The organism is Haladaptatus cibarius D43 (assembly GCF_000710615.1).
GTDB lineage: Archaea > Halobacteriota > Halobacteria > Halobacteriales > Haladaptataceae > Haladaptatus > Haladaptatus cibarius.
In genome coordinates, this window is the sequence record NZ_JDTH01000002.1 from 449,587 (window position 1) to 472,149 (window position 22,563).

The window sequence follows — 22,563 nt, forward strand, 5'->3', positions numbered from 1 at the left end:
TGTGAACCCCTCGTGGACTGCTTTTATACAAATCATAGTGTAGCTCGTCAACCCATGCACACACCTACCGTTGACGCTCAAAGGTTCAAAAACACCCAGAGAAAAATCGACAGAATGAGGTAACCCTCCCGAATAGAGTTCCGCAAGAATGTTCGACAAGGTTCTCGTCGCAAACCGTGGAGAAATCGCGGTTCGCGTCATGCGCGCCTGTGAAGAACTCGGAATCGACACCGTCGCGGTCTACAGCGACGCCGACCGAAACGCGGGTCACGTTCGCTACGCCGACGAAGCGTACAACATCGGCCCGGCGCGGGCGGCCGACTCGTACCTCGACCACGAGGCCGTCATCGACGCCGCCGAAAAGGCTGGCGCGGACGCCATCCACCCCGGCTACGGCTTCCTCGCGGAGAACGCCGAGTTCGCAGGGAAAGTGGAAGAGACAGAGGGCGTCACGTGGGTCGGCCCGACCAGCCACTCGATGGAACAACTGGGCGAGAAGACGAAAGCCCGAAAAGTGATGCAGGAGGCCGACGTGCCAATCGTTCCCGGGACGACCGACCCCGTTACGGAACCCGAAGACGTCCACGCCTTCGGCGAAGAGTACGGCTACCCAATCGCTATCAAGGCAGAAGGTGGCGGCGGCGGCCGGGGAATGAAAGTCGTCCGAACCGAAGACGAGGTCGAAGAGCAACTCGAATCCGCCCAGCGCGAGGGTGAGGCGTACTTCGACAACGATTCGGTCTACCTCGAACGCTATCTCGAACAGCCACGACACATCGAAGTGCAGATTATCGCCGACCAGCAGGGCAACGTGCGCCACCTCGGCGAACGTGACTGTTCGCTCCAGCGCCGCCACCAGAAAGTCATCGAGGAAGGCCCATCGCCCGCGCTCTCGGACGCGCTCCGAGAGGAAATCGGCGAGGCGGCCCGACAGGGTGTCAAGGCCTCCGACTACGTCAACGCCGGAACCGTGGAGTTCCTCGTGGAAGACGGCGAGTTTTTCTTCCTCGAAGTGAACACCCGGATTCAGGTCGAACACTGTGTGACCGAGGAATTGACGGGCATCGACATCGTAAAATGGCAACTCCGCGTTGCCGACGGGGACGAACTCGACTTCGCGCAGGAAGACGTGGAACTCGAAGGTCACGCGATGGAGTTCCGCATCAACGCGGAGAACGCGGCCCAAGACTTCGCACCGGCCCGGAGTGGGTCGCTCGACGTGTACGACCCGCCGGGCGGCGTCGGCGTCCGTCTGGACGATTCGCTCCGCCAGGGCGACGACCTCGTGACGGATTACGACTCGATGATTGCGAAACTCATCGTTCACGGTTCCGACCGTGAGGAGTGTCTCGCACGCGGTCGCCGCGCACTCGCGGAGTACGACATCGAGGGCGTCGTCACCATCATCCCGTTCCACCGTGTCATGCTCGAAGACGAGAAGTTCGTCGCTGGCGAGCACACGACGAAGTATCTGGACGAGGAACTGGACGACGAGAAGGTCGCAGACGCCCAAGCAAAGTGGGGGTCGGCGGAATCGTCCGGCGACGACGAGGAGGTCGTCGAACGCGAGTTTACGGTCGAAGTCAACGGCAAGCGATTCGAGGTCAATCTCGAACAGCGCGGCGAAATCGCGGCAGTTCCCGCGAACGGCAACTCCGGCGGCCAGAAACCGAAACCGGCGGGCGGAAGCAGTGGCGGCAGTGAAACCGTCGTGGACGCCGAGGGAGAAACGGTCAGCGCCGAGATGCAGGGGACGATTCTCGACGTGAAGGTCGCGGAAGGCGACGAAATCGAATCCGGCGACGTGGTCTGTGTCCTCGAAGCCATGAAGATGGAAAACGACGTGGTCGCCTCCCGCGGCGGCACCGTCACACAAATCGCGGTGAGCGAAGGCGACAGCGTCGATATGGGCGACGTGCTCGTCGTGGTGGACTGACCGGGAAAGTCTCTAACCGACGACGCGGTTTTTAGATGCGATGAGAACACAACGGATGCACTCACGAGAGACATCCGAGTCCGGGCAAACTTCGTTACTCAATCGACAAAAATGGCTTGAGACCCGTTCAGTACGAGTTGACGAGGTCGATGTAGTAACCCCAATCCCAGTTGGAACCCGGGTCGGTATGCGTACTCTCGGGCACTTGCGAGTGAGCGATGATACCACCGTTTGCCGGGTTCGCCGCGTCGTACGGAACGTTAGACGGGTGCTGTTTCGGGACGCCGTACTGGTCACAGAGCCAACTGGCTAGCTTGGCTGACGCCCGGTACTGGGCATCTTCGTACGTTCCGCTCACGTAGCCGCCGTGTTCGATGCCGACGGAGTACGTGTTGTAGTTCGACCCGCCAGCGTGCCACGCGATATTCTGGTCGCTGACACTCTGGTATTCGTAGCCGCTTTCGGAGACGGTGTAGTGTGCACTCACGTTAGCATCAGGGTTCTGGAACCAGTTGACCGCACTACTGGCGGAACCCTGGACGGTGTGAATGATGACCCAATCGATATAGCCTGCGCCGCGATTGGCGCCCGAGAAGTTGCTGGAGTCAGCAGGTTCCCAGTCAACAGACGGCTTCGCCGCCGCGGTACCGCTCATCGCCGCGGCCCCGCCGAGACCAGCCACGCCGACCGCGCCGAGGTGCTTCAATACGTCACGCCGTGTCGAATTACCACTGCTGTTTTCTTGCATCGCATAGCATTATTAATCAGTAGATACTTTAATTCAGTATCTAGTATACTTGGTATTGAGTAAACAATTAGAAACTAATTATTGCCCGTAATGAGAGATACTTGCCACCCTGCAGCGTCGCTGATTTCCGTGGATTTCGACGATGAAATCGCCAACAATCTCCAGAAGACGGCGCACGGACAATCGGACGATGCGAGGACTTTTTTCGGGCACGTCTCCTTTCATGCCCATGGAAAACGGCGGGAGCTACCGTGTACTGGTGACGAACGAAGCGGATGGATTTCGGTTGCTCAACCGAGAAACGCACGAGCAAATCGTTACTGCGAGCGAAGGCCACGACGCGCCAATTTCCGATCTCCATCCCGGCTACTGCATCGACGCCGACCTCGACTGGACATCAACCGAACCGTCGATTTGGTCGTTTTCGATTCAGCAACCGACACTCTACAGCTTCGTAGACCACATCGACCCGGTTTTCGAGGCGGCACAGCAGGCGTGGCAGAACGCACAGCTGACGGGCGATTCGATGAACAGTCAGGTGACCCGGAACACTGACAACGAGGTCAACGGCGTGCTGTACGTGTTCGCCGAGGACGGCAGAGACGGAATGTTCGAAAGTTTCCGCGACGGCTCTCGGCCGCTCGACCCACTAGTGGACAAAGTGAACGAGCAGGAAGGTGACGACCCCCGAGAGGTGTTCGTTCTCCGGCCTGAAAGCGGGGCGTTCGTCATCGTTATTATCGCGCTCGAAAAAGGTGGCCAATTTGCGGACACGCTCCGGGAAACCTACGACTGTCCACGACCGATAGAATCGCTCGCGTAATCCGAACCGCCCCAAACGAAATCATTCTTGTCGAAACTCGTCCTATCCACTCGCATGAACGACACGCGCCGGGGCGTTTTGGACGCCCTCGCCGACGGCCCGATGTCCGGCCCGGAACTCGCGGAAACCCTCTCCGTCTCCCGGAACGCAGTGTGGAAGCACGTCGAAGCACTGCGCGAGTCGGGGTTCGAAATCGAAAGTACTGGCGACGGCTACCGACTGGGCGAGATTCCGGAGTTCGGTTTGGCGGTCGAGTACGGATTGGACGCCCCGTTCGAAATCGAATACCACGACTCTATCGGCAGTACGAACGACCGAGCGCGCGAACTGGCCGCGGACGGTGCAAAAAACGTGGTCGTGCTGGCCGACGAGCAGGTCGGTGGCAGAGGCCGACTCGAACGGAAGTGGGTTGGCCCATCCGGCGGTGTGTGGTCGAGTCTCGTTCTCCGACCCGATATTCCGCCGTCCCACGCGCCGTTGCTGACGCTTGCCGCCGCAGTTGCCGTGACGCGCGCAGCGCGAGAGGCGGGCGTTCCGGCGGACATCAAGTGGCCGAACGACGTTCTCGTAGATGGCGAAAAGCTCTGTGGCATCCTCACCGAGATGGAAGGCGAGGCGAACCGCGTCTCGTGGGTCATCGTCGGCATCGGAACCAACGTCAACATTGCTGGAGAGGATTTACCTGCGGGCGCGACGAGCGTGCAGGAACAGGCAGGAGCCGTCAACCGCAGGGTCTTCGCCCAGCGATTGCTGGAGGAGTTCGACGAACTGCGAACCGACCCAGAGAAAATATTGCCAGCGTGGCGCGAGCATTCCGCAACGCTCGGCCAGCGAGTTCGCGTCGAAACGCGAAACGAAGACGTAGTCGGGGAAGCAATCGACATCGAATCCCCCGGCGTGCTGGTTGTGGACACCGACGACGGCGAAGTACGCGTTCACGCGGGCGACTGCGAACACCTACGGCCAGTGTAATTAGCTACTCCCTTTTGCCTTCTCGGTCGCCTCGGCTTTCGGCGTTACCTCGTCCTTTTCGACGCGCACGGTGAGCACGGGAACCGTCGAGGCACGGACGACGCGCTCTGCGACACTGCCGAGCAGGAGGCGGTCGATGCCGCCGCGTCCGTGGGTTCCCATGACGATGAGGTCAAAACCTTCCTGTTCCGCATATCGGACGATTTCCTTGTTCGGCGCTCCCTCCACGAGATGCGTCGTCAGCGACACGTCGTATCGGTTTGTGACTTCGCGCACGTCTTCAAGTGCCGACTCGCCTTCGTCCTGCAACATGTCGGTGACGCCTTCCCACGAGGTTTCCATCGGTAGGCTGGCGAACGTCGCGGAGTTGACGACGTAAATCGCGTGCAGTTCTGCCCCATGCGCCTCGGCCAGTTCGGCGGCGTGTGCGACTACCTGCTTCGTTTCCGCCGAACCGTCCGTCGGCACGAGAATGCGGTCGTACATAGGAACGTTACCGAATGGCACGGTGTGGGGTGCCTTAACTTGTTTGGTGGGTGGAACCTTCGAATCGAAACAGTACGACAAACCGCTCTACAACAGCACGTCTTTCACGTCGCTTGCGCCCGCCCGGCGAACGACCGACCGAATCACGTCCCGATTGCCGGTGAGATTGTCCGAATCGCCGTCGAGAACGAGCAGTTTTCCGTCGCGGCCCGGTTCTACGACACCGCAGTTCAGCCCCGCGATTCGCGCCCCGTTTTGGGTCGCCATGCGAAGCACCTCTCTGGCGGAGAGGTCGGTCAGTTTTGCGGTGAACTCCATTTCCCGAAACATCGACGGACTGTTCAACATCACGTTGTCCGTCCCGAGCGCGACCGTCGTCCTGTCCAGTAGTTTCCGAATCGGCGGCAGTCCGACGCCGGTCACCAGATTCGAGCGCGGACAGACCGCGATTGGAATCCCGTTGTCCTCGATTCTGTCGAGGTGAATCGGCTCCGGATGGACGACGTGGACGAGGAACTCCGGCGACAGGTCGAGCGCCGGGTTGATGTCGCTCGGGTCGGCCTCGCCCGCGTGGATGCCGAACAGTTTATCGGCCTTTCTCGTCGCGCGGCGCTCCTCGCCAAAGCTGTCGTCGTTCGCACCGCTCGCGCCGAATCCGTCCGCCGCCTCCATCGCCTCGATTGTCTCTCGGCCGAGGATAACCGGGTCGATGTCCAACCCCTCTGTGGCCTCCCGTAGCGCGAACACGCCCTCGACGCCGCCTTCCCGAAATTCGAGAAACGAAGCGGTTCCCGTCGATTGCATGAACTGCACCGACCGCCGCATCGCCTCGACTTTCTCGCTTCGAGCGGTTTGTCGGAGCAGTCGATGTTTGAGTCCATCGGGCGGTGCGACGAGTTCTTCGAGCGACAGTCCGCCGCCAGCCTCCTTCGCAATCGAATCGCCGATGTGCGTGTGTGCGTTGACGAATGCGGGGAGGATGATATCCGACGACGAAACGGATTCCTCCTCAATCGCTGTAATCGTGCCGTCTTCGATGACCACGCGACCCTCAGTCGGTTCGAAGTTCGGGCCACGAAGTATCGTGCCTTCGACTAACATATCCCTTGTTCGTCTGTCGTCAATCCAGCTTCTTAGCCCTATCTCTCCTTCGTCGGAAGCGAGCGAAGAGGGAAAATTAGTAGGGGTACGCTCGGGGTTCTTCCTGAACCGAAATCCATCTCGTCTCGGTGAGTTCGTCCATAATCCATTCGCCGTTGTACCGACCGATTCCGGAACCGTTGACGCCACCGAAGGGGATGTGCGGTTCGTCGTTCAGCGTTTGGTCGTTGATGTGAACCATTCCGGTGTTGATGTCGTTCGCAAGTTCCATCGCGTGGTCGATGTCGGTGGAGTGAATCGACCCCGAGAGACCGTATTCGGTCGCATTGGCGATTTCGATAGCCTCTTCGTCGGTTTCGTAGGGGATGACCGGTGCGATGGGACCGAAATGCTCGTTCACCGCGATTGGCATCTCGTTCGTCACGGCCGAGAGGACGGTTGGTTCGACGAACCAACCGTTATGGCTACCGCCGGTTTCGACGGTTGCACCCTGCGCGACCGATTTGTCAACGAGCGCGACAATCGAGTCGCGCTGTTTTTCGTTCATCACTGGGCCGACAATCACGCCGTCTTCCATCGGGTCGCCCACGGGTAGCGACTCCGCGCGCGCAACGAGTTTGGTGACGTACTCATCGTAGACCGTTTCGTGGACGACGTGGCGATTGATGGAGATACACTCCTGTCCCTGATGGGTGAACGACCCGAAGACGCCACCATCGACCGCTCGGTCGAGGTCGGCCTCTGGAGTCACGATGTGGACGTTGTTCCCCCCGAGTTCGAGCGCCGGAACCGACAACTGCCGAGCCGCCGCCGCGCCGACTTCGCGTCCGACCTCGGTGGAACCGGTGAAAGAGATGACCGACGGCGTGGGGTGAGAAGCGACGGCGGTTCCGATTTCAGACCCCTTTCCAGTGACGACGTTCAACACGCCGTCCGGCAGTCCTGCCTCGTCGAACAGTTTTGCCAGCGCAAGACCGCCCGTGATGGCGGTCGATGTCGAGGGCTTGAGAACCACCGAGTTCCCCAACGCGATTGCCGGGGCGACGACCCGCATGGAGAGGTATAGCGGGAAGTTCCACGGCGAGATGACGCCGACGACGCCCGTCGGTACCTGCTTGACGAGATTCTTCTTTCCGGAGATGACCGATTCGTGTTCGGTCGTTTCGTAATCGGACGCGAGGGATTCCGCGACCTCCATCGTTCCGCGGGTCAGGTCGGTTTCGAGTTCGGCCTTGAAACGCACGCCGCCACATTCGATGGCGAAGAGGCGAACGAGGTCGTCCGCATATTCGTCGAGCAGTCCTCGAGCGGTAGCGACGGCTTCGGCACGTTCGTCCGGCGTCCGCTCTGCCCACTCGCGCTGGGCGTCCACAGCACACTGGTAGGCATCGTCTACGTCGGCCGTCGTCGCGGCGGGAACGCTCCCCACAGCGTCACGAGTCGTGGGGTCGATTATCGGACAGGTGTCGCGGTCGCCCACAGCACGCCACGTGCCGTCGATGTACATCGTGTTCCAGTCGCCGCCCGGGGTGATACTAAGGTTCGAAATACGGCGCTGTTCCGTTTTCCGCGCTGATTCCGCAAATGTCATAGACCATCATGGAGAGTACAGTGACTTATAATTATTGTATAAATTAAATCTATTAAATTATACGTGCGCTGCAGGGATGTTCCAGAACGAACGGGAATTGGTTCACGTTAGTCTGGAGAGCACTCCAGATTTCAGTGTTTCGAGCAAAATCGCAGTAGAACCGCGGTTTTGCTCGTTCGCACATCATTCGAAATCGTCCAGCGTCGTTTTCACACCGGTTCGAACGTCGCTGACTAGCGTTCCGTCGGTGTCCAATCCGAGGACGCGCTCGGTTGCGAGTCCGACATCCTCGGTTTTCTCCGCTGGTGCGTACACGCCCAGTCGCCACTGGTCGCGCTGAACCTGCTGGAGTGCCCGGACGAGCGTGGACTGCTCCCCGAGGGCGCGCACGTCGCCGTTGACGAGAACGCGCGACGAGGATTCCGTCATTCGTGGCCGACTGAGCACGTCGAGAATAACGGATTCGGAATCGACACCCGCACTCTCTGCGATGTCGGTTTCGTATTCACGAACCGTTTCGTGGTCGGCATCGATGATTTCGTCCGGAACGTCCGGCATCTCCGCCCAGACGGCACGTTTGTACAGGTCGCGGTGGGAGAGTCGGCGAGCGGATTCGGCGGTTTCCGGCGTTGCGCGAAGCGCCACGAGCAAATCGTGGTCGTCCATCCGGCGCAACTGCTCAGCGTCGATGTCCGGTTCGGACAGCAGTCGTTCACTCGCCCGCTGGAGCATCGCCTTACTGATTCGCGTGACGTGGTGGTTGTACACCGTCGGATTCATCAGCGCACGAGCGACGAGCAGGCTTTCTGCGGTCTGGACGTTCCCCTCCGCGAGGACGAGTTCACCGTCGAGAAAGGTCAGTTCACGCGTGAGTCGTTCGTGGTCGATGGTTCCGTAGGGAACGCCCGTGTGGTGAGCATCCCGAACGAGGTAGTCCATCCTGTCCACGTCGAGTTCGCCGGAGACGACCTGTCCGAGTTCGCCTGCTCCCGCGATGAGTCCGGCGATGGTGTCCGGGTCTAAGTCGTGTTTGCGAAGCACGTCGCCGACTTCCGATTCGGAGATGAGGTCGTGAACGTCGTCGTGGTATTTGCCCGTACGTCGGTGAATGAGTTCTTCGATGGTGTGGCTGTACGGGGAATGGCCGATGTCGTGGAGGAGGGCCGCGGCGCGGACTCGTTCTGCCTGCGTTCCCTCGATACCGAGATTCGTGAGAGCTTCGCAGGCGAGATGGTAGACGCCGAGGCTGTGTTCGAATCGGGTGTGATTCGCCGAAGGGTAGACGAAACGAGCGGTGCCGAGTTGCGTGATATGCCGAAGTCGCTGGACGGCGGGCGTGTCCAACAGGTCACGTGCCACTCCCACTACGTCGATGTGGTCGTGGACGCTGTCCTTGATCGTCTTCATTGAATACAGGTTGGTTCGTCATCCTATAAAAATCGAAGGACGAAATTACGGCACGAGAGTCGAACGGAAAATTTCCACAAACGACGAAAACTTAACCGCACGAATCACAACTGTTCCACCATGGCAACGTTTCTTTCCGGGGGAACCGGAACCCCCAAACTTCTGGATGGCGCGCTTTCGATCTTCTCGCCCGCCGAAACGACCGTCGTCGGAAACACGGGTGACGACGTGGAGTTGGGCGGCCTGCTCGTCTGTCCCGACATCGACACTGTCCTGTTCCAACAGGACGACGAACTGAACCGCGAGACGTGGTGGGGAATCGCGGACGACACGACCGAAACGCACGACGAACTGCTTCGACTTGCGGAGTCCGCGGGATTGGACGATGGCCCGCGATACCTTCCCGACGACCAACAGACTGCCGGGCGGAAAATCGCCAGCTGGCGGCGATTTTCCGGCGTTGCAGAGTTCATGCTTCTCGGTGACCGCGACCGGGCAGTTCACGTCACGCGAACTGGTTTGCTGGACGAGGGGAACAGCCTCACCGAAACCACCCGAGTTCTGGCCGACGCCTTCGATTCGCCGCTCGACATCGTTCCGATGAGTGACGACCCGGTGGCGAGCATCATCCACACACCAGAAGGCGAACTGCATTTTCAGGAGTTCTGGGTCGCACGCGGCGGCGACCCCGAGGTAACCGACGTGGAGTTCCGCGGCGCGGATGACGCGGAGGCGTCATCCGCCGCGCTTTCCGCGCTAACCGAGGAACCGGTCGTCATCGGCCCGTCGAATCCGGTGACGAGCATCGGCCCGATGCTGGCAATCGACGAGGTTCGGGAGGCGCTCGAAACGGCGACAGTAGTCGCCGTCTCGCCGTTCGTGGAAGACCGCGTTTTCTCCGGGCCAGCAGGGAAACTGATGGACGCAGTCGGCTACGAACCGAGCACCGCTGGCGTGGCCGAAGCGTACCCCTTCGTAGACGCATTCGTGTTGGACGAAGAAGACAGCACAACTCTCGACCGACCGGTGGTCAGAACGGACACGAAGATGGACGACGCGGCGGACGCAGAGCGCGTCGCCCGCGCGGTGAAAGAAGCAATAGAGGAAGCAAAAGCGATGGAGATCGCCTGATGTTTTCGCCTCGTGTGGCCTTGGCCAGCCTTTCGGGAGAATCCGACGCCGAGTGGGCGATGGCTGGCGCGGAGTACGCTGGCGCGGCGTTTCTGGGCGGTATCGCGCTGGACGAGCAGACGCGAACTGCGGCGCGAAAGCTGGTTTCTCGTGACCGAACCGAGTTCCTGTCTGACGACCCAATCGAGTTCGTTGACCACCAACTCGAAGAACTGTCCGGCACGCCGATTCGACCGGGGTTCAACGTCCGCTCCGCGACGCTTCCGCCGATTCGGGCAGTTGCGGAGGTCTGTCGAGAACACGATGCGATAGTTGAAATCAACGCCCACTGTCGCCAAGAAGAGATGTGTGAAACCGGCGCGGGACAGTCGCTCCTCCGAAATCCAGATCGACTGTGCGAGCAGGTTCGAGTGGCGAACGAAACGGGTGCAACCGTCAGCGTCAAACTGCGAACCGAGGTTTCCGGCGTCGATTTGCCGAACCTCGCCCGCCGGGTCACTGATATGGGTGCAGCAATCATCCACGTAGATGCGATGGATTCGGAGCACGTAATCGCGGACATTGCCGAAACGACGGATTGCTTTCTCATAGCGAACAACGGCGTTCGTGACGAGGCGACAGTGTTCGAATATCTCGAACACGGCGCCGATGCGGTGAGCATCGGCCGCCCGAGCGACCGCCCGGAAGTCCTCTCTCGCGTGCGCCGCGCGACCGACGAGTGGTTCGCGGAGGTCGTCGCATGACGCCAGCGGAGCACGCGCAACTCGCGCTTCTGCTGGAAGTGGCGGGAACGCCGAAACCCGGCAACGTAGACCGCGACAGGGATTTCCCCGATTTGCGATTCGAGCATTTCCTCGCCGGGTCAATCGGTTCCGGTGCGGGGTTGCGCGCCGCCGAAACCGGCACATCGGTCGGCGAAGCGTTCGAAGAAGCGGTTGCGGACATGAGCCAGCAGAGCGGCGGCAACACGCAGTTTGGGGCACTCTGTCTGTTGGTTCCGCTAGTGAAAGCGACGGCCGCAGACACCTGCTCACCCGAATCTGTGTCGAAAGTCGCCGAGGGAACCAGCGCCGAGGATGCGGTGGGGTTCTATCGCGCGTTCGACCACGTCAACGTGTTCGTGGATGACCCGCCGGAGGGTGCCGACGAGTTCGACGTGCGGCGGGGAAGCGACGCGATTCCGACCGTTCGAGAGGCAGGACTCACGCTATACGACGTGATGGAACTCGGCGCGGACGAGGACGGTATCGCTCACGAATGGACGAATGGGTTCGAACGAACGTTCGAAGCGGGCGAACGAATCGCAGAACTGGACGGGTCGCTTTCGGGCCGCGGCGCGCGGGTGTACCTGGAACTGCTCGCGCACGAACCGGACACGTTCGTGGCGAAAAAGTACGGAAAGAAAACGGCAGAAAGTGTCCGCGTAAGAGCGCAGGAAGCACTGCAAGAGGTTAGAAAGGGTGACCCGGAACTGCTACATGCGTTCTCGGATTCGCTGGTCGAGGATGGAATCAACCCCGGAACGACCGCCGACATCGTGGCAGGAGGTCTCTTCGTCGCGTTGGAACGAGGAATACGACCGTGAGCAGTCGAACGGAATCGGACTGGCCGGTCGAACTGCGGGGCGTGACCGAATCCATCGTCACGACGCTCGGGCCGAACGACCTGTGGAACGTGGCCGCATTGGGGCTTCACGCCGAGAACCCCGTCACTGCGAAGACGTGGGGGAACACCCGAACTCGGCGGAACTTCCACCGGCAGGGCGGCGGCGTAATTCAGTTTACGCGCGACCCGGTGGATTTCGTCGATGCGACGCTCTCGATTCGAGAGGAAGAGGGTGCCATCTTGGATTCCGCGGACGCGTGGGTCGAAGTCGAAGTCGAGCAGGTCGATTCGGGGAAATCGAACGGCACGAACTGGGAACGGTGGGAACTCGTCCCCATCGAATCCAAAAACCTGACCGAGCGCGTCCCGACCGTCAACCGCGGCTTTTCGGCAATCGTGGAGGCAACCGTGGCCGTTTCGCGCCTCGAGGTCGATGCCTACGACACCCCGGAACTTCGGGCACGGTTGGACTATTTCGAGGAAGTCGCTCGGAAATGCGGCGGCGAGCGCGAGCAGGAGGCGTTCGATAAGGTTCGGGAACTTGCAGAGTGGTGAATACGCCGGGGTTTTATCTTGAAATCACATCTCGGCAGAAGAAGTACCGGATGCTGTCGGGGGAACCACTATATTACCAAACTGTTCAGTAATAGACTAGATGAGCGATTTCGTCGTCTCGGTTTTCATTGTGGTCTTTTTCGTGCAGTTCTTGCTGTGGGTCGTCATGGAAATCGACATTCGAGGGACAGAAAATCCCAATCTGAAATGGTTCGCCAGAATCGCCCTCTCTCCGGGTGTCGGGCTACTCGTCTCTGTGTGGTACTTTTTCAACCGGAGCGACCTCCGCGGAGGTTCCGACGGCGCTCGGGACGCGGACGACGACTGACTTTTCTCCGACCGGCAAACGATTCAAAAGACGTATCAAGCGCGCTCGCACTACCCGCCGAGTATGCAACCTCGGTTCGTGGGACGACTGTCGCTCGCCGACGCGGTGACCGTTTCGAACGGCGCGCTCGGTTTTCTGGCGATTTCGGTTGCAACCACGAACCCGGAGCTGGCCGCGCGCCTCGTTCTGCTGGCGGCAGTAGCGGACGGATTGGACGGCGTCCTCGCGCGACACGTCGGCAGTTCGTCGGCAGGGCCGTATCTCGATTCACTGGCCGACGTGGCGTCGTTTGCGGTTGCCCCTGCGATGCTGGTGGTCAGCATGGTGCGCCAAACGTGGCTCTCCAGCTCGCTTCGCATCAGTATCGCGCTCCTCGGCGGGGCGCTGTTCGTCGGTATGGCAATCGTCAGACTCGGCCTGTACACCGCCTACGACACCGATGACGACGTGACGGAAGGCGTTCCGACCACGCTTGCGTCGGTCATCCTCGCGGCAGGGGTGCTTGCGGGCTTCACCGAACCACTGGTGCTCGTCGCGCTCACGTTCGTCCTCGCGGGACTGATGGTTTCCACGATAACCTATCCCGACCTGTTGGCCCGCGACGCCCTCATCATGGGCGTCGTTCATTCGCTGGCGGTGCTCGTTCCCAACGTTCAGGGGCGAGCGTTCCCCTACGCGCTGTTGACGCTGGCGCTCGCGTATCTCGTCCTCTCGCCGCATTTTTACTGGCGGACGACGGAGCCCGCGCCGACCGGGACGACAGAAGGGAAACGCTCTTGATGGCTACGGCCCGATTTTTCCGCATATGAGAGCAACGGCTCAGCCGGGGGTGGACGCATGAGCGACGAAGACGCCGAGGAGACGCAGGAAGAAGCCGAATCCGAGGAATCCGAGGTCGAAACCGTCGATGCGGAAACCATCGAGGAACAACTCGACCAAGCGGAATCGGAACTCGAAAGCGCCGAGACGGAAGCCGACCTCGACGTAGTCGAAGCACAACTCGACAAAATCGAGGGACTCCTCGAAAGCGCGGACATTCCGGAACCGGACGACGAAGACGAGGACGACCCGCGTGAGGAACTGGAAGGACGCCTCTCCGACCTCCGCGACGAACTCGAAGACCAGCGCGGTCCATACGCCGAGGACGTTATCAGCGACGTAGAGGACGCCGCCTCGACCATCCAAGACACTCGCTGGACGGACACGGGAAGCGCCGAACTTGTCGATGTCGTCGAAACCTTCGCGGAACGCGTACAGGACATCCTCGATACGGATTTCACCGTGACGCTATCGCGCAACGCGGACGACCTCGCGGAAGTCCTCGAAAACGCCGCTGTCGCGGTCGGTGACGCCGACCTAGACCCCGACGAGGATGCGGACACCATCGAGGCGCTCGTTGAAGCTACAGTGGAGCTACAAGACGGAATCGAGGGCGCAGAGGAGTGGAGCGACCTGGAAACGCGCGAACAACTCGAAGCCGAAGGGTTCTACGACGTGCTCGACCACCGCAAAGATTACCCGCCGGAGTGGCACGCTCTGAAAGTTTGGGAGAAAAAAGACCGCGCGGACATGGTTCTGCTCGCGCTCGATTCGCTGCAATCGAACTTCATGGAGCGCCACTGCCTCGAATCGCTCGAACGGATGGGCAACGCGGAAGCCATCGAACCGATGCTTGAGCGCGCGAACCGCCGCGACAAGGACGCCATCAGTATCCTCGGCAAAATCGGGAGCGACGAAGCCGTAGACGGCATCATCGATTACGTCGATGCCGACCCCGGAATGGCGAAAACCGTCATCAAGGCGCTCGGCGAAATCGGTAGCGACGAGACGACCCAAGACGTCGCAAACCAACTCGTCGCCGACGACGAGGACGTTCGTAGCTACGCCGCGCGCGCCCTCGGCCGCATCGGTGACACCCGCGCTATCGACCCGCTCACGGACACCCTCGAAAACGACGAGTCGGATTCTGTTCGTGCGAGCGCCGCATGGGCACTGAACCAAATCGGCACGAAGCGCGCACTCGATGCAGTGCGTGATTACTCCGACGACCGCTCGTTCCTCGTCCAGAGCGAGGCCGAGAAGGCCTTATAGTCGGTCGTAAGGACTCCTTACTGTTCTATAATCGACTCATAACAAAGGGTGCCACCAGCCTGTTTTAGTTCTGAGGCATGGCGACCGAACCCGCCCGAATCGGCGTGTGTCCGAACTGCGACGGGAGCATTACGCGAGGCTATCTTCTCATCGAGTACGAAACCGAAACCGGGCCGGAGCGGTTCGCCGAATGTCCCGACTGTCGGGAAATCGTCCATCCGGGGCAATAGACCGGAAAATCACTCGATGAACGGAATCAGTGCGCGAGTAGCGTGGCTAAGAACTGAAGCGTAAATCCGATAGCCATCACGAACGCGCCGATGCGACCGATTGACGTGTATTCTCTCACTTCCATCGGTGAAATGTCGATGGTGTAATCGTTGTACTCGGAGTCGTACTCGATGTAGTCCGGCAGTTGGAAGAACTCGAAAAAGATGAGAACTGCACCGAGGGCACCCAACGCGTGTCCCGTCAGTTCGAGTGCAAACGGAATTTCGACCATACCGACAACGGGTACGTCGGTGACAAAAATTTTCCGCTCCGAGCGTTTATAACCGAAGACGGAACCACTCCGGTTTGTGTCCCGCAGGGTCGTCCTCCTCGTCTGTTTCGTCGTCGCATCGACGCTCGGTACCCCGTTCGGTGCACCGTTCGGTGCACCGTTCGTTGCGCCATCGGAAGCGACGGCAACAGTACCGAATCAATCGCCGGAAATCGTTGCTGTCTACCCGAATCCGGTGGCGAACGAGGACGCGGGGGAGTTCGTGGTCGTCTCGTTTCCGCGACCGACGAATCTCTCGACGTGGTCGCTGTCGGACGGCGGGGAAACCGCCACACTTCCGAACGTGACGATTTCCGGGATGGTTGCGTTTTCGACCGCCCCGAACCGCACCGCGAATCTTACCGAGTTTCGGACGCTCCCACTCCGAAACATCTCGCTGGCGAACGCGGGTGAAACCGTCACACTTCGGAAACGGATGAGCGACGATTCGGCCGACGAATCGTCGCCCGGCAACGATTCCGTCGTCGATTCGGCCACCTACACCGACGCTCCGGAAAGCGAACTTTGGCGACCGAACAGCAGTTCGTGGGTTCCGCTGGGAGCGACGGACAGGCCGATTGTACGCACCAACGCATCTACGGCCCGCGTGTTCGTTCTTCCCGACAGTCCTGCTGTGCCCATCGAAACCTTACAATCGGCGGACGACCGCATTCTGCTGGCGGGCTATTCGTTCGTCTCCGAAGACATCGGCGACGAACTCGTTTCCGCCGTAAATCGCGGTGTCACAGTCCGACTGGTCGTGGACGACGCACCCGTCGGGGGAATCACTCACCAGCAAGCAGTTGCGCTCGACAGACTCACCGAGCAGGGAATCGACATCGAAGTCATCGGCGGTGCACACGCGCGCTACGCTTTCCATCACCCGAAATACGCGGTCGTTGACGACCGGGGAATCGTTCTCACCGAGAACTGGAAACCGTCGGGGGTCGGCGGTCACGCAAGCCGTGGCTGGGGTGCTGTCGTCCGCGGCGAACCCGCACGGGAGTTAGCCGAGATTTACCACGCCGACACCTCGTGGCACGACACGGTTTCGTGGTCGCAGTTCAGGAAGGGCAAATCGTTCACGTCCGACTCGCCAGCGAACGAAAGCTATCCGACACAGTTCGAACCGAAAACGGTTCCAGTCGAATCCGTAACCGTGCTGGCCGCACCTGACAACGCGGAAGAAGGCGTCATATCGCTTCTCCAGTCCGCAAATCGGTCGATTGCCGTCCAGCAGATGGCAATCAGCGAGCCGAAACAACCGTTCGTGCAGGCCACGCTGGCCGCCGCCCGCCGCGGCGTCGAGGTTCGCGTCCTCCTGAGCAGCACGTGGTACGTCGAAGACGACAACGGAAAAATAGTGGATTGGTTGAACGAGCGCGCAGAAAAAGAGAGCCTCCCGCTCGAAGCAAAACTTGCAGAGCCGAGAGGATACGAAAAAATCCACGCAAAAGGCGTCATCGTGGACGAGCGCCACGTCGTCGTCGGCAGTCTCAACTGGAACAACCACTCGGCACGGGAAAACCGCGAAGTCGCGCTCGTGCTCCACGGCAAACAGGCGGGAGCGTACTACACGAACGTTTTCGATGCGGATTGGGGAGAAACAGACGACCGATTCCCCGTCGGTCTCGGTGTAGTCACTGTGCTTGGACTCGGTGGTGCAGTGTGGCTCGCAAAAAAGGAGGTGACGTTCGCGTAGTTGCGTAGTTGCTTAGTCTTCCTGCTGATGCCCGACAGTCGTACTCTGGAGCGCTTCGTCCAGTTCCGCGTCGGCCATCTTCTCCACGAGGGCGTCGAGAACCTGCTCGCGCATCCCTTTAACGAACTTGATGCTCCCGACGACGAGGTGGCCGCCGCCGCTAACGCCGCCGCCCACGATTTCCTCGTTCAGTTCGGAAACCATTTCCGGGATGTCGAGGCGGACACCGTCACTGCGAAGGACGGCGAAGTCCGGCCCGAAGCCGATGGTGATGACGGGTTCGCCCGTCTCCTGTACCTTCCGGTCGTGGATTTCGCCGGTCGTCTTCCCCGGTGGTGGGTAGGTGAATCGGTAGGCATGGTTTTCGACGTCCACGCGATAGAGGTGGGCCTCGCTCGCCAGTCGCTCGTGTTGGACGTGCGGCATCGCGGCGTCGAGTTGCTGTTCGGTGTCCGAGCGCGCGCGTTCTGCGAGGAACGAGACGAGTTCCTTGTGTCGTTCTTCGTCGTCACAACCGACGTTGAGCACGTCGTTGATGAGGTTCCGTCCGGGGTCGTATTTCAGCCAGAACGCCTCGTAGTCGAGTGCTTCGCCCATATCCGTCAGGAACTCCTCGCTGTAGCCTTCCGATTCAGCGAGTTCGACGTAGTCGGTCATCGCGTTGGCTTTCGAGCGGTCGGAAATTCCCGCGACTGCGGGGACGTGTCGAAGTTCCTCGGTGATGTCCGGGCAAATCATCCGCGCGAGTTCGACACACATCATACCCGTCGTGATGCGGTAATCCTCGTCGTAGAGGTACGGGTTGACGTGGCCGTCGGTGTAGGGTTCAACTGCCTCCGGGTCTGGGTGATGGTGGTCAACCACGAGAATCGGGATGTCGTAGTGAGCCAGATTCTCGTAGGCGGGCACGTCTTCCTCCGTGCTCCCGTTGTCCAGCATGAGCAAGAGCGGGAGTTTTTGGCCGTGTCGCGCTTGGTCTTCGAGTGCGAAGTTCAGGTCGCGCGTCACGTCCTCCATCTCGTAGAAGGGTGCCTTGCTCGGCAGGCGCTTGAACAGATGTCGTTTCGCGTCGGGGTCTTGGTGTGTCTGTTCGATGAATCGCTGGAGTGCGAGTTCGACCGGAAGGCTAGCACACATTCCGTCACCATCAGCGTGGTGGCGGACGCGAATCGGGCGGCTTTCCAGCACCGTCCGGCGGAGTTGCTTTGCGATGTCGCGCAGGTCGGGGAACAACTGTTCGAGCGCGGGCCAGTCCACGAGCGGTTCGGTTTCGTGCGGTTCCGCGCGCTCGTCGAGCGCAGTTTTGAGTCGGTCACGGACGACATCTTCTTCATCGCCGTCCAGTGCGTCGAGCGAGGTCGCTTCGACTTGGAGCGCGCCGTCGCGCTCTTCGACAACGCCAACGAGGTGAACCACGTCGCCGATGTCGATTTCGGGGTGCGCGCGAACGCCAGCTTCTTCGAACGCGGCGCAGGGAACGACGCCCGTGTCGTCGCTGACGTGGAAAATCGTCGGGCCGCCGGTCTGTTTGATTTGGACGACTTCGCCTTCGAGGTGGACGGTTTCGCCGACTTGGTCGCCGAGGGTGCCCGTTTCGGCGACCTTGTACTCGTGGGCGACTGCGACGGTTTCGTAGTCGTCGGGGTCGGCGGGGACGAAGCTCAGGTCGCCGTTCTCCCTGACTTCGAGGAGTTTGACGATGAGGTCGTCGCCAACGTCATACGACTGCGAAAGGTTCGATTCGTGAACGAGGCCAGAGACAGAGTCGGAAAGGTCAACGAATACACCGTAGTCAACGACGCCGTTGACGGCTGCGTGGTACTGTTCTCCCTCGGAAATGTCCGAGAGGGTACAGTCCGCCGCGAGGTCGTACACGACGGAATCGTCGGCCCTCTCATCGGGACCGGAATCAGCGGATGTCATCTTGTCCGTTCTTTCGGTGGCGCTATTTTTAACGCTTTGCAACTTGGTGCCGCGTGTGCGTAGGACAGACATGTGTAATCGGTAACAACATGTGCCAAACGGTAGCAACGGCCGCTCAAAACCGATAGCAATCGCGGGGCGTTCGCAACGTTTAGAACGCGGGGTACCGGAGTGTTTGCTATGCCGCTGTTCCGGTCGAACGAAATCCTGGGAATCGCGGAAGAGGCATTGGTGTTCGCACTCGAAGCGTCCCGTGACTCCCATCCAAACGAGTACATGGGATTCCTCCGCGGCGAGCCCGCCAACAAACTCGGACTCGACCGCAAGGGAATCGTCATCACGGACATCCTCGTCATGCCCGGTACCGAATCGAACAGCGTGAGCGCGACGGTGAAGACGAGCACCGTCCCCAACGACCGCAATGCGGTCGGGTCGGTGCACTCCCATCCCAACGGCGTGCTCCGACCGAGCGACGCGGATTTGGCGACGTTCGGGCAGGGCGACGTTCACATCATTATCGGCGCGCCCTACGACCGGGATAGCTGGAAGGCGTTCGACCGGGAGGGCAAACCGCGAGTTCTCGACGTGTTGGACGTGGAACTTCCGGACGCGGAATCGTTTTTCGACTTTACGCAGGCAGACATCGATGAGGAGTTGAGAGAACAGTGACGCACGTCCTCGCGCAGGGAACTTTCGACATTCTGCATCCGGGGCACGTTCACTATCTCCGCGATGCTGCGGAAATGGGCGACCGACTCTCGGTCATCATCGCGCGGCGGGAGAACGTCACGCACAAGGAACCGCCGATTCTGCCGAATCGCCAGCGTCGGGATATGATTCAGGCGCTTGAGATGGTTGACCACGCGCGAGTCGGCCACCCTGAGGACATTTTCGCGCCCATCGAGGAACTCGACCCGGACATCATCGCGCTCGGCTACGACCAGCATCACGACGACGCGGCAATCGAGGCGGAACTCGACAGGCGCGGAATCGACTGCGTGGTTCGGCGCGCCTCGCCGCTCGACCCCGAAGCGTCCGAGGAACTGCTTTCGACGGGGCGAATCATCGACCGGATTTGCGAGGAGCGTTGCGACTAGCGATTTTCGATAGCAGGCCAATCGACCGCCGTTTCAGATAGAAACCCGTCCAACCAACAGGATGCGCCCGGATTCATGCCGAGTGCCCTACGCACGAGGCGCAAATCCCTGCGGGGAGGAATGGGGCCACGCAGGCGGGTGCGCCCGCTTCGGCGCACCTGCCTGCGTTCGATGCTGTCGTTTGGAGTCGGCAACAGCAGTCACGACAACGCCATCACTTTTGTAACCAAAATCTACAACCTATTTGCTCTCGCTACACACTCCAAACCGCCGCTAGCACACGACAAATTGAAGGTTTAGAACAATCTAATTTCGAGCAGTGATGTTGAGCGACGTGATGGAGGATTATCTGAAAGCCATCTACACGCTCCAGAAGGAAAGCGAGGAGCCGGTGGCGACCTCCGCAATCGCGGACTACCTCGGCGTGACGCCGCCGACGGTCACCAGCATGGTGGAGAAATTGGCCGACCGCGGCCTCCTCCACCGGGAAAAGTACAAAGGGGTGGAACTCACGGAGGAGGGCGAAACCGTCGCGCTCGAAGTGCTTCGCCACCATCGACTGCTGGAGTCGTATCTAACCGAGCATCTGGATTACTCCTGGAGCGAGGTGCACGAGGAGGCAGACCGCCTCGAACACCACATCAGCGAGGAGTTCGAACGCCGGGTTGCAGACGCCCTCGGCAATCCGACGGTTGACCCGCACGGCGACCCGATTCCGGACGCCGATCTCTCACCAATCGCGGAAGACGACACGACGCGACTCAGCGACCACGACTCCGGTGAAACGGTCGTCGTGGCGCGAGTCAGCGACCGCGACGAGGAAGAACTGCGCTATCTCTCGAATGCGGGAATCACGCCCGGAACCGAACTCGAAATCGTGGACGTGGCCCCGTTCGGCATGGTGACCGTGGCGGTCGAGGATAACGAACAGAGCCTTCCGGAGACCGTTGCGCGGTCGATTCGCGTCCGGGCAGTCGTCGAAGCGTAGTTGATTTCACCCCGATTGGTCGGCCCGTTTCCGCAAACAACGAGATTTTATTCTGCCGCCGACAAGTCCGTATCCGATGCTTGAGATGCTCGTTTCGGCGCTCGCTGGCGTGGTGCTCGGTCTCTCGCTCGCAGCCCCGCCGGGGCCCATGAACGCGGTTATCGCCGAGGAGAGCGTTCTCCGTGGCTGGCGGTCTGGGTTTTCGGCGGGACTAGGTGCGATGACCGCCGACGCCTGCTTTTTCGTTCTCGCGCTCGCCGGAGTCGTGGCTGTCGTCCAAGATGCGCCGCTCGTCCGCGGCATCATGATTGGAGTCGGTGGACTCCTGATGCTGTATTTCGCCTACGGAACCGCGGAGGATGCGACCGCGACGTTCACGGCGGAGGACGTGGACGAAGACGCCAAGGGCTTCAGAAAAGCGTTCGCGCTGGCGATTACGAACCCGTACCAAATTATCTGGTGGCTGACGGCGGGCGTCGGCCTCCTCGACCCCGGCGAGTTCGACGTCCTTTCGGATTTGCCCGGAAATCTGGTCGTGACAACTGGCGGGCCGATTATCGTACTCGGCTTCTTCGCCGGAATCGCGCTCTGGATAAGCGGTTTTCCGGCGGCGCTCGTCGCCGCGCGAAATCGCGTCGATTCCTTCGCACCAGTGGTCGCGTATCTGAGTGCGGGAGTGCTTGCGATAGCAGGCGTCTCGTTCGTGTACGATAGCGTGACGACGCTGATGTAAGCGACTGTAGAGTAGAACCGAGTTGCAGGCCGCTGTTCAGACGGGATTTTGCGTTCGGTCTTTCGTTTCCGTTTTACCTTACGGCCCGCGTCCGCGCGGCGAACTCGTCGGTTCGGCATCCATCTCCGGCACTTCCTCCTCCAACCACTCGCGGAACCATTTCACGCGCTTGAGCCGTCGGTGTGCGATGTCGTTCGCGGTATCGCTCTGGACGCGGGAGGCCGCATCCTTCCCGCGTTCGAGCACCCTATCGACCATCTCGGCTGCGGCCATATGCGTCCGGGCTTCGTATCCCATTCGAAGGAGCATTAGGGCAGTGCCGTTCGCGCCGACTTTGTCGAGCATGTCCGCCTCGATGAGACACTGGGCCTCCTTCGAGAGGCGCGAGAGGTCGCCCTGAAACGAGTGGTCTTCGACCGCCTTGCACACTTCGTCAACGAACGATTCGGGAAACTCGCCGCGGGATTCGAGGTACTCGCGCGCGACTCGCGCGCCTTCCTCGGCGTGGACTTCTTGGTCGGCGTCTAGTTTGGCGATGTCGTGAAACAGCGCGGCGACGCGCGCGACATCGACATCGGCGCCTTCCCGCTCCGCAATGGTTTCTGATAGCCTGACCACGTTGAGGATGTGGTTGAATCGGTAGTCCGCAGAGTGCCACGGATACCAGCGCATCCGTCCGCCGCCCTCCTCGTTTTTCACGCTTGCCGAGAGATATTCGTAAACGAACGCCTTCATCTCCTCAAATTCCTGCTCAGAGACGGGCGACCCCTTAATTTCGACACCCATAGAAACCCCTCCGTTGTTC

24 protein-coding genes are annotated in these 22,563 nt (G+C 60.5%); 16 read left to right on the forward strand and 8 right to left on the reverse strand.

The genetic code is table 11. The features are described 5' to 3' along the window. The first annotated feature begins 148 nt into the window (after positions 1–148). The gene (locus HL45_RS07575; RefSeq protein ID WP_049970516.1) at positions 149–1,936 is read left to right on the forward strand and encodes an acetyl-CoA carboxylase biotin carboxylase subunit; all 1,788 of its coding nucleotides are present in this window, start codon (positions 149–151) and stop codon (positions 1,934–1,936) included. A 127-nt stretch (positions 1,937–2,063) separates the two neighbouring features. Here the strand turns inward: HL45_RS07575 and HL45_RS07580 are convergent, their stop codons facing one another. After that, entirely contained in the window at positions 2,064–2,684 is a 621-nt protein-coding gene (locus tag HL45_RS07580; protein WP_084156825.1) for an N-acetylmuramoyl-L-alanine amidase, read from the reverse strand. Positions 2,685–2,913: 229 nt separating this feature from the next. Here HL45_RS07580 and HL45_RS07585 point away from each other — a divergent pair, with 229 nt between their 5' ends. Both HL45_RS07585 and HL45_RS07590 read left to right on the forward strand, forming a co-directional pair. After that, positions 2,914–3,507, forward strand: a complete 594-nt coding sequence (locus HL45_RS07585; RefSeq protein ID WP_049970517.1) for a DUF6663 family protein — start codon at positions 2,914–2,916, stop codon at positions 3,505–3,507. A 54-nt stretch (positions 3,508–3,561) separates the two neighbouring features. Next, entirely contained in the window at positions 3,562–4,479 is a 918-nt protein-coding gene (locus HL45_RS07590) for a biotin--[acetyl-CoA-carboxylase] ligase (protein ID WP_049970518.1), read from the forward strand. Here the strand turns inward: HL45_RS07590 and HL45_RS07595 are convergent, their stop codons facing one another. The 4 genes from HL45_RS07595 to HL45_RS07610 form a co-directional block, all read right to left on the reverse strand. Then, entirely contained in the window at positions 4,480–4,965 is a 486-nt protein-coding gene (locus HL45_RS07595) for a universal stress protein (RefSeq protein ID WP_049970519.1), read from the reverse strand. Positions 4,966–5,052: 87 nt separating this feature from the next. Next, the gene (locus tag HL45_RS07600) at positions 5,053–6,066 is read right to left on the reverse strand and encodes an amidohydrolase family protein (RefSeq protein WP_049970520.1); all 1,014 of its coding nucleotides are present in this window, start codon (positions 6,064–6,066) and stop codon (positions 5,053–5,055) included. 76 nt (positions 6,067–6,142) lie between these two features. Continuing rightward, positions 6,143–7,657, reverse strand: a complete 1,515-nt coding sequence (locus HL45_RS07605; protein ID WP_049970521.1) for an aldehyde dehydrogenase family protein — start codon at positions 7,655–7,657, stop codon at positions 6,143–6,145. Between the two features lie 183 nt (positions 7,658–7,840). After that, positions 7,841–9,064: an HD domain-containing protein gene (locus tag HL45_RS07610; RefSeq protein ID WP_049970522.1), complete on the reverse strand. Its 1,224-nt coding sequence runs from the start codon at positions 9,062–9,064 to the stop codon at positions 7,841–7,843. A gap of 120 nt (positions 9,065–9,184) precedes the next feature. On the opposite strand from HL45_RS07610, the gene cofD reads away from it, so the two are divergent. From cofD to HL45_RS21180, 8 genes are all read left to right on the forward strand, one after another. Beyond that, complete coding sequence (cofD, locus tag HL45_RS07615) at positions 9,185–10,195, forward strand: 2-phospho-L-lactate transferase (RefSeq protein ID WP_049970523.1); 1,011 nt, start codon at positions 9,185–9,187, stop codon at positions 10,193–10,195. Next, positions 10,195–10,938 carry a tRNA-dihydrouridine synthase gene (locus HL45_RS07620; RefSeq protein ID WP_049970524.1) on the forward strand — a complete coding sequence of 248 codons (744 nt, stop codon included), beginning with the start codon at positions 10,195–10,197 and terminating at the stop codon, positions 10,936–10,938. Before cofD ends, HL45_RS07620 begins: the two co-directional genes overlap by 1 nt. Next, entirely contained in the window at positions 10,935–11,780 is an 846-nt protein-coding gene (locus HL45_RS07625; protein WP_049970525.1) for a triphosphoribosyl-dephospho-CoA synthase, read from the forward strand. Before HL45_RS07620 ends, HL45_RS07625 begins: the two co-directional genes overlap by 4 nt. After that, positions 11,777–12,355, forward strand: a complete 579-nt coding sequence (locus HL45_RS07630) for a DUF447 domain-containing protein (protein ID WP_049970526.1) — start codon at positions 11,777–11,779, stop codon at positions 12,353–12,355. The genes HL45_RS07625 and HL45_RS07630 overlap by 4 nt, the downstream gene beginning before the upstream one ends. Before the next feature lie 100 nt (positions 12,356–12,455). Next, positions 12,456–12,683 (forward strand): hypothetical protein, encoded by a 228-nt coding sequence (locus tag HL45_RS07635; protein WP_049970527.1) that lies wholly within the window; start codon positions 12,456–12,458, stop codon positions 12,681–12,683. 63 nt (positions 12,684–12,746) lie between these two features. After that, a complete protein-coding gene (locus tag HL45_RS07640) occupies positions 12,747–13,463 on the forward strand; it encodes a protein sorting system archaetidylserine synthase (protein WP_049970528.1) in 717 nt (238 codons plus the stop codon). A gap of 57 nt (positions 13,464–13,520) precedes the next feature. Then, entirely contained in the window at positions 13,521–14,774 is a 1,254-nt protein-coding gene (locus HL45_RS07645) for a HEAT repeat domain-containing protein (RefSeq protein ID WP_049970529.1), read from the forward strand. A 77-nt stretch (positions 14,775–14,851) separates the two neighbouring features. Next, complete coding sequence (locus HL45_RS21180; protein ID WP_162833862.1) at positions 14,852–15,004, forward strand: DUF7837 family putative zinc-binding protein; 153 nt, start codon at positions 14,852–14,854, stop codon at positions 15,002–15,004. 26 nt (positions 15,005–15,030) lie between these two features. Here the strand turns inward: HL45_RS21180 and HL45_RS07650 are convergent, their stop codons facing one another. Continuing rightward, entirely contained in the window at positions 15,031–15,276 is a 246-nt protein-coding gene (locus tag HL45_RS07650; RefSeq protein WP_049970530.1) for a hypothetical protein, read from the reverse strand. 76 nt (positions 15,277–15,352) lie between these two features. On the opposite strand from HL45_RS07650, the gene HL45_RS07655 reads away from it, so the two are divergent. Further along, the gene (locus HL45_RS07655; RefSeq protein WP_049970531.1) at positions 15,353–17,017 is read left to right on the forward strand and encodes a phospholipase D-like domain-containing protein; all 1,665 of its coding nucleotides are present in this window, start codon (positions 15,353–15,355) and stop codon (positions 17,015–17,017) included. 12 nt (positions 17,018–17,029) lie between these two features. On the opposite strand, the gene HL45_RS07660 is transcribed toward HL45_RS07655, so the two are convergent. After that, positions 17,030–18,940 (reverse strand): DHH family phosphoesterase, encoded by a 1,911-nt coding sequence (locus tag HL45_RS07660; protein ID WP_049970532.1) that lies wholly within the window; start codon positions 18,938–18,940, stop codon positions 17,030–17,032. 180 nt (positions 18,941–19,120) lie between these two features. Here HL45_RS07660 and HL45_RS07665 point away from each other — a divergent pair, with 180 nt between their 5' ends. From HL45_RS07665 to HL45_RS07680, 4 genes are all read left to right on the forward strand, one after another. Continuing rightward, on the forward strand, positions 19,121–19,609 hold the full coding sequence (locus HL45_RS07665; protein ID WP_049970533.1) for a Mov34/MPN/PAD-1 family protein: 489 nt from the start codon (positions 19,121–19,123) through the stop codon (positions 19,607–19,609). Beyond that, on the forward strand, positions 19,606–20,037 hold the full coding sequence (locus HL45_RS07670) for an adenylyltransferase/cytidyltransferase family protein (RefSeq protein ID WP_049970534.1): 432 nt from the start codon (positions 19,606–19,608) through the stop codon (positions 20,035–20,037). Before HL45_RS07665 ends, HL45_RS07670 begins: the two co-directional genes overlap by 4 nt. 322 nt (positions 20,038–20,359) lie before the next feature. Beyond that, complete coding sequence (locus HL45_RS07675; protein WP_049970535.1) at positions 20,360–21,025, forward strand: metal-dependent transcriptional regulator; 666 nt, start codon at positions 20,360–20,362, stop codon at positions 21,023–21,025. Between the two features lie 76 nt (positions 21,026–21,101). Continuing rightward, positions 21,102–21,758 (forward strand): LysE family translocator, encoded by a 657-nt coding sequence (locus HL45_RS07680; RefSeq protein ID WP_049970536.1) that lies wholly within the window; start codon positions 21,102–21,104, stop codon positions 21,756–21,758. A 78-nt stretch (positions 21,759–21,836) separates the two neighbouring features. Here the strand turns inward: HL45_RS07680 and HL45_RS07685 are convergent, their stop codons facing one another. After that, on the reverse strand, positions 21,837–22,544 hold the full coding sequence (locus HL45_RS07685; protein WP_049970537.1) for an HD domain-containing protein: 708 nt from the start codon (positions 22,542–22,544) through the stop codon (positions 21,837–21,839). Positions 22,545–22,563: the final 19 nt, after the last annotated feature.

What these genes read in the sequence shown, in the direction of transcription:
- HL45_RS07580 (WP_084156825.1), bottom strand. Translation starts at nt 2,684, where the DNA reads ATGCAAGAAAACAGCAGTGGTAATTCGACACGGCGTGACGTATTGAAG.
- HL45_RS07650 (WP_049970530.1), bottom strand. Translation starts at nt 15,276, where the DNA reads ATGGTCGAAATTCCGTTTGCACTCGAACTGACGGGACACGCGTTGGGT.
- HL45_RS07635 (WP_049970527.1), top strand. Translation starts at nt 12,456, where the DNA reads ATGAGCGATTTCGTCGTCTCGGTTTTCATTGTGGTCTTTTTCGTGCAG.
- HL45_RS07575 (WP_049970516.1), top strand. Translation starts at nt 149, where the DNA reads ATGTTCGACAAGGTTCTCGTCGCAAACCGTGGAGAAATCGCGGTTCGC.
- HL45_RS07595 (WP_049970519.1), bottom strand. Translation starts at nt 4,965, where the DNA reads ATGTACGACCGCATTCTCGTGCCGACGGACGGTTCGGCGGAAACGAAG.
- HL45_RS07625 (WP_049970525.1), top strand. Translation starts at nt 10,935, where the DNA reads ATGACGCCAGCGGAGCACGCGCAACTCGCGCTTCTGCTGGAAGTGGCG.
- HL45_RS07590 (WP_049970518.1), top strand. Translation starts at nt 3,562, where the DNA reads ATGAACGACACGCGCCGGGGCGTTTTGGACGCCCTCGCCGACGGCCCG.
- HL45_RS07600 (WP_049970520.1), bottom strand. Translation starts at nt 6,066, where the DNA reads ATGTTAGTCGAAGGCACGATACTTCGTGGCCCGAACTTCGAACCGACT.
- HL45_RS07660 (WP_049970532.1), bottom strand. Translation starts at nt 18,940, where the DNA reads ATGACATCCGCTGATTCCGGTCCCGATGAGAGGGCCGACGATTCCGTC.
- HL45_RS07645 (WP_049970529.1), top strand. Translation starts at nt 13,521, where the DNA reads ATGAGCGACGAAGACGCCGAGGAGACGCAGGAAGAAGCCGAATCCGAG.
- cofD (WP_049970523.1), top strand. Translation starts at nt 9,185, where the DNA reads ATGGCAACGTTTCTTTCCGGGGGAACCGGAACCCCCAAACTTCTGGAT.
- HL45_RS07610 (WP_049970522.1), bottom strand. Translation starts at nt 9,064, where the DNA reads ATGAAGACGATCAAGGACAGCGTCCACGACCACATCGACGTAGTGGGA.
- HL45_RS07665 (WP_049970533.1), top strand. Translation starts at nt 19,121, where the DNA reads ATGCCGCTGTTCCGGTCGAACGAAATCCTGGGAATCGCGGAAGAGGCA.
- HL45_RS07675 (WP_049970535.1), top strand. Translation starts at nt 20,360, where the DNA reads ATGTTGAGCGACGTGATGGAGGATTATCTGAAAGCCATCTACACGCTC.
- HL45_RS07640 (WP_049970528.1), top strand. Translation starts at nt 12,747, where the DNA reads ATGCAACCTCGGTTCGTGGGACGACTGTCGCTCGCCGACGCGGTGACC.
- HL45_RS07620 (WP_049970524.1), top strand. Translation starts at nt 10,195, where the DNA reads ATGTTTTCGCCTCGTGTGGCCTTGGCCAGCCTTTCGGGAGAATCCGAC.
- HL45_RS07585 (WP_049970517.1), top strand. Translation starts at nt 2,914, where the DNA reads ATGGAAAACGGCGGGAGCTACCGTGTACTGGTGACGAACGAAGCGGAT.
- HL45_RS07605 (WP_049970521.1), bottom strand. Translation starts at nt 7,657, where the DNA reads ATGACATTTGCGGAATCAGCGCGGAAAACGGAACAGCGCCGTATTTCG.
- HL45_RS07685 (WP_049970537.1), bottom strand. Translation starts at nt 22,544, where the DNA reads ATGGGTGTCGAAATTAAGGGGTCGCCCGTCTCTGAGCAGGAATTTGAG.
- HL45_RS21180 (WP_162833862.1), top strand. Translation starts at nt 14,852, where the DNA reads ATGGCGACCGAACCCGCCCGAATCGGCGTGTGTCCGAACTGCGACGGG.
- HL45_RS07680 (WP_049970536.1), top strand. Translation starts at nt 21,102, where the DNA reads ATGCTTGAGATGCTCGTTTCGGCGCTCGCTGGCGTGGTGCTCGGTCTC.